This is a genomic window from Schaalia odontolytica (assembly GCF_031191545.1).
In the GTDB taxonomy this organism is placed as follows: domain Bacteria; phylum Actinomycetota; class Actinomycetes; order Actinomycetales; family Actinomycetaceae; genus Pauljensenia; species Pauljensenia odontolytica.
Window position 1 is genome coordinate 1 of the sequence record NZ_CP133472.1, and the last position, 12,316, is coordinate 12,316.

A 12,316-nucleotide genomic window follows, 5' to 3' on the forward strand; every position below is an offset into this window, starting at 1 on the left:
TATTGGTTGTGTTGTGGCGGTGTCCTACTCTCCCACAACCTGTCGGTTGCAGTACCATTGGCGCTGCCGGGCTTAGCTTCCAGGTTCGGAATGGAGGCTGGGCGTTTCCCCGGTGCTGTGACCACCACAAGATTGTGTGTTCTTCCGTGTCCCACTGGTGTGTGGGTGTGGGTTGATCGTGGTTTGTATAGTGGTTGCGGCGTTGTTCGCTGTTTTTGTGGGCCCGTTGTGTTGGGTGTTGTTTAGTGTTGGCCAATTAGTACCAGTCGGCTCTCGAGCACATTGCTGTGCTTCCACCTCTGGCCTATCGACCCGCTAGTCTGGCGGGGGCCTCTCACCCCACGGGGGGGGCGTGGAAACCTCATCTTGAAGCAGGCTTCCCGCTTAGATGCTTTCAGCGGTTATCCCTTCCGAACGTAGCTAACCAGCCATGCACCTGGCGGTACAACTGGCACACCAGAGGTTCGTCCATCCCGGTCCTCTCGTACTAGGGACGGCCCTTCTCAAGTTTCCTGCGCGCACAGAGGATAGGGACCGAACTGTCTCACGACGTTCTGAACCCAGCTCGCGTACCGCTTTAATGGGCGAACAGCCCAACCCTTGGGACCAACTCCAGCCCCAGGATGCGACGAGCCGACATCGAGGTGCCAAACCATGCCGTCGATATGGACTCTTGGGCAAGATCAGCCTGTTATCCCCGGGGTACCTTTTATCCGTTGAGCGACCACGCACCCACGTGCCATGGCCGGATCACTAGTTCCTGCTTTCGCACCTGCTCGACCCGTCGGTCTCACAGTCAAGCTCCCTTGTACACTTGCACTCGCCACCTGATTACCAACCAGGCTGAGGGAACCTTTGAGCGCCTCCGTTACTTTTTAGGAGGCAACCGCCCCAGTTAAACTACCCACCAGGCACTGTCCCCAACCCGGATCACGGGTCTAGGTTGAGGTGACCGCTTGAACCAGAATGGTATTTCAACGACGACTCCACCACCGCTGGCGCGGCGCCTTCACAGTCTCCCACCTATCCTACACAAGTCCAAGCGAACACCAATACCAAGCTATAGTAAAGGTCCCGGGGTCTTTCCGTCCTTCTGCGCGAAACGAGCATCTTTACTCGTACTGCAATTTCACCGAGTTCGCGGTTGAGACAGCGGAGAAGTCGTTACGCCATTCGTGCAGGTCGGAACTTACCCGACAAGGAATTTCGCTACCTTAGGATGGTTATAGTTACCACCGCCGTTTACTGGGGCTTAAATTCACCGCTTCACAACCACAAAGGGGTTGTTGACGGTTCCTCTTAACCTTCCAGCACCGGGCAGGCGTCAGTGCGTATACATCGCCTTACGGCTTCGCACGCACCTGTGTTTTTGATAAACAGTCGCTTCTCCCTATTCTCTGCGACCCCACAACCCCACCACCGCGCATGACGGAGGGAAGTCACGGGGTCCTCCTTATCCCGAAGTTACGGAGGAATTTTGCCGAGTTCCTTAACCACGATTCACTCGAACGCCTCGGTATACTCTACCTGACCACCTGAGTCGGTTTAGGGTACGGGCGCGTTATGCCCTCACGTCGAGGCTTTTCTCGGCAGCTTAGGATCACCACAAGTCCACACACGCGTGTGTCCCTCATCAGTTCTCACCCACAATGCCCCCCGGATTTACCTGAGGAACGGGCCACAACCTTAAATACGCACAACCATCGGCGCACTGCAGCTACCTGTCTGCGTCACCCCTGTTAACACGCTTGCCTACCATCACCGGGGCCCCAAGACCCACACACACCAACACGCCCGAAGGCATGGAAGCGGCGTGAGCAAATTGGTTAGCACAATGACTTCAGCATGGGCGGTCATAACGCGGTACCAGAATATCAACTGGTTGTCCATCGACTACGCCTGTCGGCCTCGCCTTAGGACCCGACTAACCCAGGGCGGATAAACCTAGCCCTGGAACCCTTAGTCAATCGGCGCTGCGGATTCTCACCGCAGATTCGTTACTCATGCCTGCATTCTCACTCCCACACAATCCACCAGAAGTTCCCTCCAGGCTTCACCTCGTGCAGGACGCTCCCCTACCCAACAACACACCGACATCCAGTTCCTGGTGCCAGCAACGCGTGTTGTTGCCACAGCTTCGGCGGTACGCTTGAGCCCCGCTACATTGTCGGCGCAGAACCACTTGACCAGTGAGCTATTACGCACTCTTTCAAGGATGGCTGCTTCTAAGCCAACCTCCTGGTTGTCACCGCGACTCCACATCCTTTCCCACTTAGCGTACGCTTAGGGGCCTTAGCTGATGATCTGGGCTGTTTCCCTCTCGACTACGAAGCTTATCCCCCGCAGTCTCACTGCCGCGCTACACCTAATGGCATTCGGAGTTTGGCTGACGTCAGTAACCCATAGGGCCCATCGGCCATCCAGTAGCTCTACCTCCACCAGGGACCACGCGACGCTGCACCTAAATGCATTTCGGGGAGAACCAGCTATCACGGAGTTTGATTGGCCTTTCACCCCTACCCACAGTTCATCCCCCAGGTTTTCAACCCTGGTGGGTTCGGTCCTCCACACAGTCTTACCTCTGCTTCAACCTGACCATGGGTAGATCACCCCGCTTCGGGTCTAGAACACGCGACAAACGCCATCTTTCAGACTCGCTTTCGCTACGCATACCCCACACGGGTTAAGCACGCCACGTATCACTAACTCGCAGGCTCATTCTTCAAAAGGCACGCCATCACCCCACAAGGCTCTGACGGCTTACAGGCACACGGTTTCAGGTACTATTTCACTCCCCTCCCGGGGTACTTTTCACCATTCCCTCACGGTACTATGCACTATCGGTCATCAAGTAGTATTTAGGCTTACCAAGTGGTCTTGGCAGATTCACACGAGATTTCACGAGTCCCGCGCTACTCGGGCACCACACCCACACCACACAACACCAGTTTGTTTACACGACTCTCACGCTCTACGGTCAGCCTTCCCAAACTGTTCAACTCCCAGCATCACATGGTGCGACCCCCCGGCAGAAGAGTCCAACATGGCCCCACAACACCAAACACGCAACGGCCGCCGCCTCTTACACGCATCTGGTTTAGCCTCCTCCGCTTTCGCTCGCCACTACTCACGGAATATCTTTTCCTGCGGGTACTGAGATGTTTCACTTCCCCGCGTTCCCCCCACCACCCTATACACGTTCAGATGATGGTAACCCAGCACAACCCAGGTTAGGTTCCCCCATTCGGACACCCTCGGATAATAACGCTCGCTCGCCAGCTCCCCGAGGCATATCGCAGGCCGCAACGTCCTTCATCAGCTCTTGATGCCAAGGCATCCACCGAATGCCCAATAAAACTAAACAAAATCACAAAAACAGTACAGAACAAATATGCTCGCAACCACTATACAAATCACAAACAACCCACCACACACAACCCACACCAACAACATCAAGCCGCCGGCTGGCTGCGCAGGCAACCACCACCCTCAAGGCAGCGGACGCTCACACGGTGTTGAACGTGAACCCGACAGTGTGCTTGTCTGCCACAAAACTATTATGCCCAACCCCAAAAAAACGCACCCACACCCACCACCCACCACGGGCAGCGAACGAATGCAGGCACAAGAAGAACAACCCACCACACCAGCCACATGGGCCCGCGCAGTAAAAGAATTGCTCCCCCACACAACAGGGCTCCCTAGAAAGGAGGTGATCCAGCCGCACCTTCCGGTACGGCTACCTTGTTACGACTTCGTCCCAATCGCCAATCCCACCTTCGACCACTCCCCCCGCACAAAGCGGTTAGGCCATGGGCTTCGGGTGTTACCAACTTTCGTGACGTGACGGGCGGTGTGTACAAGGCCCGAGAACGTATTCACCGCAGCGTTGCTGATCTGCGATTACTAGCGACTCCACCTTCATGGGGTCGAGTTGCAGACCCCAATCCGAACTGAGACTGGCTTTAAGGGATTCGCTCCACCTCACAGTATCGCAACCCTCTGTACCAACCATTGTAGCATGCGTGAAGCCCAAGACATAAGGGGCATGATGATTTGACGTCATCCCCACCTTCCTCCGAGTTAACCCCGGCAGTCCCCCACGAGTCCCCACCATCACGTGCTGGCAACATAGGGCAAGGGTTGCGCTCGTTGCGGGACTTAACCCAACATCTCACGACACGAGCTGACGACAACCATGCACCACCTGCACACGACCAACTAAATGCCACCACATCTCTGCAGTGCCGCCGTGCATGTCAAGCCTTGGTAAGGTTCTTCGCGTTGCATCGAATTAATCCGCATGCTCCGCCGCTTGTGCGGGCCCCCGTCAATTCCTTTGAGTTTTAGCCTTGCGGCCGTACTCCCCAGGCGGGGCACTTAAAGCGTTAGCTACGGCGCAGAAACCACGGGTGGCCCCCACACCTAGTGCCCAACGTTTACAGCGTGGACTACCAGGGTATCTAATCCTGTTCGCTCCCCACGCTTTCGCTCCTCAGCGTCAGTAACGGCCCAGAGACCCGCCTTCGCCACCGGTGTTCTTCCTGATATCTGCGCATTCCACCGCTACACCAGGAGTTCCAGTCTCCCCTACCGCACTCAAGTCAGCCCGTACCCACCGCACGCCCCCAGTTAAGCCAGAGGATTTCACGGCAGACGCGACCAACCGCCTACAAGCCCTTTACGCCCAATAATTCCGGACAACGCTCGCGCCCTACGTATTACCGCGGCTGCTGGCACGTAGTTAGCCGGCGCTTCTTTACCCACTACCCTCACCACAACCACTGTTGCGGCTTGACCATGAGCGAAAGAGGTTTACAACCCGAAGGCCTCCATCCCTCACGCGGCGTCGCTGCATCAGGCTTTCGCCCATTGTGCAATATTCCCCACTGCTGCCTCCCGTAGGAGTCTGGGCCGTATCTCAGTCCCAATGTGACCGGTCACCCTCTCAGGCCGGCTACCCGTCAAAGCCTTGGTAGGCCATCACCCCACCAACAAGCTGATAGGCCGCGAGCCCATCCCCCACCAGAACAAACCTTTCCACCAACCCCCATGCGAAGATCAGTGAATATCCAGTATTAGCACCCGTTTCCGGGCGTTATCCCAAAGAAGGGGGCAGGTTACTCACGTGTTACTCACCCGTTCGCCACTCATCCACCCAGCAAGCTGAGCTTCAGCGTTCGACTTGCATGTGTTAAGCACGCCGCCAGCGTTCGTCCTGAGCCAGGATCAAACTCTCCGAACAAAAACAAAAACGTTAAAGCCCAGAAAAACCAACCAAACAAAACGCCCAGTCAGCAATCCCAACCAAAAACACTCAAAAACAAAAAACAGGCATAAAAAACAAACAAACACACTATCGAGTTCACAAACAACACCCACACACCACAGACAACCAAGCCAAAACCCAGCGCCCACAGCAGTGAACCACCACCACAAACCCACAAACAAGCTCGCGGCGACAGGTGAATAATCTACCCACCCCCACACCCAAAGTCAAACCAAAACACCGTGACCCCCACCACATACAACACAAACCCAACAAACACAACGAAAAGAGGGCGCCCGACCTTCATCGAACGCCCTCTCTTGTAGAAGGATTAGCTCAACTCAAGCACCGCAAGGTTCTTACGACCCTTACGAATGAGAGCCAGTCCACCAGCGAGAACGTCATCGTGGCCCAGAACTGCCTCGGGATCCTCGACCTTGACGTTGTTGATGGAGGCACCACCCGAGGAGATGGTGCGGCGGGCAGCGGTCTTGCCCTTTTCGAAACCAAGCGCGACGAGAGCGTCCGCCACGGTCGACTCGCCGATGGAGAGGGACGCGCGCGGCAGACCTGCGGTCGCAGCGGCCAAGGTCGCCTCGTCGAGATCACGAATATCGCCACCGCCCCAGAGCGCGTCGGTTGCGGCGAGCACACGCTGGAGCTGGTCGGCGCCGTGAACAAGCTCGGTGACCGAAGCCGCCAGCGCCTTCTGCGCGGCCCGCTGATGCGGGCGCTGCGCAACCTCGACGGCAAGAGCCTCGATCTCTTCACGCGACTTGAAGGTGAAGATCTTGAGGAAGCGCACGACATCATCGTCAGCGACCTGCAGCCAGAACTGGTAGAAGGCGTAGGGAGTCATCATCTCCGGGTCGAGCCAGATGGCCCCACCCTCGGACTTGCCGAACTTCGTGCCATCAGCCTTGGTGATGATCGGCGTGGTCATGACGTGGGTGTCGACGCCCTCGACTTTACGAATAAGGTCGACACCGCCCACCATGTTGCCCCACTGGTCATTACCGCCGGTCTCGAGCGTGCAGCCGTTACGACGGTAGAGCTCAAGGAAGTCGTTGGCCTGGAGGACCTGGTAAGAGAACTCCGTGTAGGAGATGCCCTCGTCCGACGCGATACGACGAGCGACGATGTCCTTGTTCAGCATCGTGCCCACACGGAAGTACTTGCCGATCGTGCGCAGCAGATCGATCGCGCTCATCTCCTGGGTCCAGTCCAGGTTGTTCACCATCGTTGCAGCCGCGGGTCCCTCGAAATCGAGGAACTTCGAAATCTGCGAATGCAGGCGATCCGCCCAGCCCTTGACGACATCGGTGGACTGGAGCTGGCGCTCGCCGCTCTGACGCGGGTCGCCGATCTGCCCCGTCGCGCCACCTACAAGAGCAAGCGGGCGGTGCCCGGCAAGCTGCAGGTGACGCATGACGATCAGCTGCACGAGGTGTCCATGATGCAGCGACGGTGCCGTCGGGTCATAGCCGCAATAGAAGGTGACAGGTCCGGCATTCAGGTGCTCACGGAGCGCCTCGAGGTCGGTGTGCTGCGCGAGCAGCCCACGCCACTGCAGTTCATCCAGGATGTCTGTCACGAAAATTATCCTTCCTTGCGGATTCGACGGGTCGTTACGGTCTCAGTGTATCGGCTTGCGCGTGTGGGCGTTAACGCAGTGCCGTTGCAGCCCATGCGCGCGCGTCGGCGAGGCCTGCCTCAGCCTCGACGATCTGCTCACGGACGCGCTCCGGTGCGGTGCCGCCGCGACCGCGTCGTGCACACACCGATCCATCGACGGTGAGCACGCGGCGCACGTCTGGGGTCAGGCAGGACGAGGCCTGGGCGAGCTCTTCATCGGTCAGATCTGCGAGCTCCACTCCCCTGGCCTCGGCGATACGCACGCACGCACCCGAAATCTCGTGCGCGTCGCGGAAGGGAACGCCCTGCTTCACGAGCCATTCGGCAATATCGGTTGCGAGCGAGAATCCCTGGGGAGCCAGCTCCTCGAGGCGATCGAGGTGAATCGTCATCGTGTCGACCATGCCGGCGACCGCGGGACACAGAACATCGAGGGTATCGATCTGGTCGAAGACAGGCTCCTTGTCCTCCTGCAGATCACGGTCGTAGGCAAGCGGAATACCCTTGAGAACGGCGAGCAGACCGGTCAGGTCACCGATGAGCCGGCCGGCCTTTCCACGGGCGAGCTCCGCGACGTCCGGGTTCTTCTTCTGAGGCATGATCGACGATCCCGTGGAGTACGAGTCGTCCAGCGTGACATAGCCGAACTCCTTCGTGTTCCAAATGACGATCTCCTCCGACAGACGCGAAACATCGATGCCGATCTGAGCACACACGAAAGCAAACTCAGCGACGACGTCACGCGCAGCCGTGCCGTCGATCGAGTTTTCGACGGAATCGGTAAAGCCGAGAGCGGCCGCGATGCGGCGCGGATCCATGCCGAGTGTATTACCGGCCAGGGCACCGGATCCGTACGGGGAGATCGCCGCTCGCTTGTCCCAGTCACGAAGACGGGCGACGTCGCGCAGCAGCGGCCACACGTGTGCCAACAGGTGGTGGGCGACGAGCACGGGCTGAGCGTGCTGCATGTGCGTACGGCCCGGCATCACCGCGTCGCCAGCGCGCACCGCCTGCCCGACCAGAGCCTGGGCGATGTCGAGGACTCGACCAGCCAGGTGTCGGGCTTCCCCGCGCAGATACACGCGGATGAGGGTGGCGATCTGGTCGTTGCGCGAGCGGCCGGCACGGAGCTTGCCGCCAAGCGTCGCGCCGGCTCGCTCGATGAGGCCACGCTCCAGCGCGGTGTGCACGTCCTCATCGTCGATGGACGGGGCGAACGCACCCGATGCAACGTCAGCGTCGAGGCGATCCAACGCTTCGTGCATGTCGGCGCATTCCTGATCGGTCAACAGGCCGACACGATGCAACTCATCAGCGTGCGCGTGCGATCCGGCGATGTCTACGTGGGCCAGGCGGAAGTCGAAGTGCGTCGACACGCTCAGCGCCGCCAGAGCCTGCGAAGGCCCGCCGGAAAAGCGGCCACCCCATAGGGAGACGTGCGTTTCGGACTGCGACATGAGTTTCCTCCTGGCTCGGTGACAGTGATGATCTTCGTATGTCTCAAGAATATTCGAGATGCTGGCGAGCCGCCGAAGGCCACACAACAGGCACTTCGCCTCGTACCTTCACCCACGTCGCGATCATGACGAAGAGCATCCAGTTGCCTTCGAACAGCAAGCGCGACTCGGTGAAAGACTGGATGAACATCGCAATCATGATGACGGCGGGGATCACGTCCCACAGGTTGTCGTCAATGTGGGCGACCGCCACCTTCACGACGCGATACAGTGTCCAAACGATCGCAATCGTGACGAGGCCTGCGCCCACGAAACCGGTCGTCAACGCGGCTTCGACGTACACGTTGTGCGCCTGATTAGTCGGCGTCCCGTCGGGACGAATCACGAGTGACGCAAAAGGTTCCATCCACGTCGGCCAACCAATAAACCAACCCCAGCCTCCAATAGGACGCTGCACGATGAGCGGCGCCACGGCGTGCCAGATCACGGAGCGTCCACTCATATCGGGGCTGCGGCCAAAAGCATCGGCGATCGCATGGCGGCAAAAGAAGGCCGCGATGGCGGTGAGAACGCCAAAGCCCGCAAACCCACCCACGACGCGCAGTCGCAGACGTTCCGGGACGCGCCGCTGCACGACGAGACCTGCGATCACCACAAGGCAGCCGACCGTCGACAGAGCGACCGTTGCTGACTGCGTCAGGACCAGCACGGCACCGCACGCGCCGAGCCAGAATAGCGTTACGAGGCGATCCCGCTTCGTCTGCATGTATCGAAGAATCAGGCAGACCGCCAGCAGCAAGGCGATGAAAGCGAGAGGATTCCTGTTGCCAGGAAAACCCTGGATGGGCCCGCCCTCGAGAAGAAGGCCGTGCACCCAGTAATAGGACGCCGGCAGAAGCCCCCTGCCCCACAGGATGGGCGGGGCAAGCGGGCCACGACCGAAGAAGGCGACGAGGGCCTCGAGCGCAAACGACGATCCGATGATCCATTGGAAGGACAGGATCAACGCTCCGACGAGCTCAGTGAGCGGCAGCGCGACGGCTACCGCAATCGAAACGAAGGTGAGGGCAGAGGATACGACCGCGTACTGTGCGCTTTGGAGGGGGGCCACCGACCACACACAGGTAAGGGCGCACCAGGCGACGAACATGCATGTCGTCGTCGGGAAGCGACGCAGTAGGAGCGAGCGCCCCGAGGTGCGGAAAAGCACCACAAACGACACAAGCAAAATCAGCATCGGAACGAGGGAACCGATCTCACCGAAGATGCCGCGGACGCCTTTGCCGGCAAAGCCAACAAAGAACATCGCTGCAACCGTGTAGCGCATCATGCGCGCGCGCAGGGCATCATCGCGATCGGACCCCACGGCATCGCTAACGGCGCTCGCCTCATACGTCATACACGAAACAGTAGGCGAGGCGGGAGCGCCATTCGAAGCGCTCCCGCCTCTTGAAACCCAACTGAGACATTCTCTGTGAGAACGCCCTCAACTGATCGTTCAGTACCCCATGTTCTGGCCAAAACGCACGTCGCGGGCAGCCGCAAGCTTCGACTGCAGACCGTAGATGTCGATGAAGCCACGAGAGGAGGACTGATCGAAGGTATCGCCGGTTTCGTAAGTCGCCAGGTTGAAGTCGTACAGGGAGGACTCAGAGCGACGACCGTTGACTGTCGCGCGACCACCGTGCAGGACCATACGGATGTCGCCGGAGACGTACTCCTGCGTGTGCTCAATGAAGGCATCCATCGACTTCTTGAGCGGCGAGTACCACTGCGCCTCGTACACGAGCTCACCCCAGGTCTGCTCCAGCTGACGCTTGTAGCGGCGCTGCATGCGCTCCAGCGTTACCGACTCAAGCGCCTGGTGAGCTTCGATGAGCGCTACAGCTCCGGGGGCCTCGTAGATTTCGCGGGACTTGATACCAACGAGGCGATCCTCAACCATGTCGATACGGCCGATGCCCTGCGCGCCCGCGCGGCGGTTCATCTCCTGGATGGCCTCGAGCGGGGTGACCGCACGGCCGTCGATGGCGACCGGGATGCCCTTGTCGAAGGTGATGACGACCTCGTCGGGCAGCGGCGGGTAGGTCGGATCATCGGTGTAGTTGTAGACATCCTTCGTGGGAGCGTTCCACAGGTCTTCCAGGAAGCCCGTCTCAATAGCGCGGCCCCACACGTTCTGGTCGATCGAGAAGGGGTTGTGCTTGGTCGTTTCGATCGGCAGGCTGTGCTTCTCGGCGTAATCGATAGCGACATCTCGCGTCAGGGCGAGATCACGAACCGGGGAGATGCAATCCATATCGGGAGCCATCGAGGTAATCGAGACCTCGAAACGGACCTGGTCGTTGCCCTTACCGGTGCAGCCGTGGGCGACGGTCGTCGCACCGAACTCGCGGGCAGCCTTCACCAGGTGCTTCGTGATGACGGGACGCGACAGAGCTGAAACCAACGGGTACTTGCCTTCGTACAGAGCGTTCGCCTTGAGCGCGGGCATGCAGTATTCTTCAGCGAACTCATCACGAGCGTCTGCGACGTACGCCTCGACGGCCCCACAGTCGAGGGCGCGCTGGCGAATGACCTCCAGGTCTTCTCCGCCCTGGCCGACATCAACGGCGACGGCGACGACCTCACGGCCGGTCTGCTCGCCGATCCATCCGATAGCGACAGAGGTGTCCAGACCGCCTGAATACGCCAGGACGACGCGGTCTTTGCTCGACATGTGGGTTCCTTCCAATTGTTGGGTTCGTGGTGCCCGGGCGGACTCGGTAGAACGAGGCCGGGGCTAGTTTTCGGGGAGTGCGCCCGGCTCGGCGAGGGCAAGCAGCGATCGTTCGACGCTGGCCGCACCTTGTTCGCTGCGACAGATCACGAGGATCGTGTCGTCGCCGGCGATTGTTCCGGCAATCTCGTCGCGCCGCACAGCATCGATCGATGAGGCCAGGAGATTCGCGGCCCCGACCTGAGTGCGCAGGACCAGCTGGCTTCCCACCTTCACGGAAGTGACGAGGAGGAGCTGACACCAGCGCGCGAGGCGAACGTTGGCAGCTTCGGCATCGTGGGTGAGACCGCCATCGTGGTCGGGCACCGTGTAGATGAGCGCGCCGGAGGCGTTGCGGATCTTCGTAGCCCGCAGGTCCATGAGGTCGCGAGACAGAGTCGTCTGGGTGACGTCAACACCCCGCTCGGCCAGCCGGGCGCGTAGGCCCTCTTGACTGCCGATGGATTCGGATGCGAGGAGGTCTCGGATCATTTCGTGGCGTGCACTCTTCGTGCTCGGAAAGGCGGATGCTGCACTCATATGCATGATTATACGCATCAATGCATATAAATGAGCAAGCGGGCGAGGGACGTACCTCCCCCGCTTACTATCAGAACTGTCAGGCCGACAGCTCAGACGCGATGTGGTCAGCCCACTCGTCAATCACGTCCCAGTCACGGAAATCGCCCTCAACGACGCCGGCGAGGCGCGCGACCGAACGCTCACGCAGCGACATGAGCGTCGGCTTGTAGCGTCCAGGGAATGTACGCAGCTCACGGCAGTTAACGTGTGTGAGCAGCGGGCCGACTCGGCTGCCATCCTGCTCGGAATGCTTCGGAACCCCGTTCATGCCGACCGAGAAAGCCCAGACCTGCTTGGCGCGCAGCTCATCCTTGAAGCGCTCCATAAAGTCGTGGGCCTCGGGCATCCACTGGAGAATGTAGATGGCGGAGCCAACAATCACAGCGTCGTAACGTTCAACCGTGGTCACGTCAGCGGGCGCGGCTCGATCAACGGTGAACCCCTTCGCTTCGAGGCGCTTCGCGATGGCGTCGGCGACCTCATCCGTCGCCCCGTGCTTTGATGCTGCAGTAACAAGGATGTGCATGTACCCATCGTAAAGCGAAGACCGGTCGAATCGATGGGCACAACGCCCCAAATGAGTGGGGTGCCACACCGCTGATTCGACCGGCCAGT

The 12,316-nt window shown here is 59.6% G+C and carries 6 protein-coding genes and 3 rRNA genes; all 9 read right to left on the reverse strand.

Features of this window, described 5'->3' with window-relative positions; genetic code table 11:
• Positions 1 to 11: 11 nt before the first annotated feature.
• Positions 12 to 129 (reverse strand): 5S ribosomal RNA (gene rrf / locus RDV55_RS00005).
• A 108-nt stretch (positions 130 to 237) separates the two neighbouring features.
• Positions 238 to 3,364, reverse strand: a 23S ribosomal RNA gene (locus RDV55_RS00010).
• 341 nt (positions 3,365 to 3,705) lie between these two features.
• Positions 3,706 to 5,245 (reverse strand): 16S ribosomal RNA (locus RDV55_RS00015).
• The 16S, 23S and 5S rRNA genes sit together here, the layout of an rRNA operon.
• A gap of 355 nt (positions 5,246 to 5,600) precedes the next feature.
• On the reverse strand, positions 5,601 to 6,863 hold the full coding sequence (gene tyrS, locus RDV55_RS00020; RefSeq protein ID WP_111823107.1) for a tyrosine--tRNA ligase: 1,263 nt from the start codon (positions 6,861 to 6,863) through the stop codon (positions 5,601 to 5,603).
• 70 nt (positions 6,864 to 6,933) lie between these two features.
• Positions 6,934 to 8,361 (reverse strand): argininosuccinate lyase, encoded by a 1,428-nt coding sequence (gene argH, locus RDV55_RS00025; RefSeq protein ID WP_111823106.1) that lies wholly within the window; start codon positions 8,359 to 8,361, stop codon positions 6,934 to 6,936.
• 43 nt (positions 8,362 to 8,404) lie between these two features.
• Positions 8,405 to 9,760 (reverse strand): O-antigen ligase family protein, encoded by a 1,356-nt coding sequence (locus RDV55_RS00030; protein WP_111823105.1) that lies wholly within the window; start codon positions 9,758 to 9,760, stop codon positions 8,405 to 8,407.
• A gap of 99 nt (positions 9,761 to 9,859) precedes the next feature.
• Positions 9,860 to 11,080 carry an argininosuccinate synthase gene (locus RDV55_RS00035; RefSeq protein WP_111823104.1) on the reverse strand — a complete coding sequence of 407 codons (1,221 nt, stop codon included), beginning with the start codon at positions 11,078 to 11,080 and terminating at the stop codon, positions 9,860 to 9,862.
• A gap of 63 nt (positions 11,081 to 11,143) precedes the next feature.
• Positions 11,144 to 11,665, reverse strand: a complete 522-nt coding sequence (gene argR, locus RDV55_RS00040; protein ID WP_111823103.1) for an arginine repressor — start codon at positions 11,663 to 11,665, stop codon at positions 11,144 to 11,146.
• Between the two features lie 73 nt (positions 11,666 to 11,738).
• Positions 11,739 to 12,227, reverse strand: a complete 489-nt coding sequence (locus tag RDV55_RS00045; protein ID WP_111823102.1) for a flavodoxin domain-containing protein — start codon at positions 12,225 to 12,227, stop codon at positions 11,739 to 11,741.
• Positions 12,228 to 12,316 lie beyond the last annotated feature (89 nt).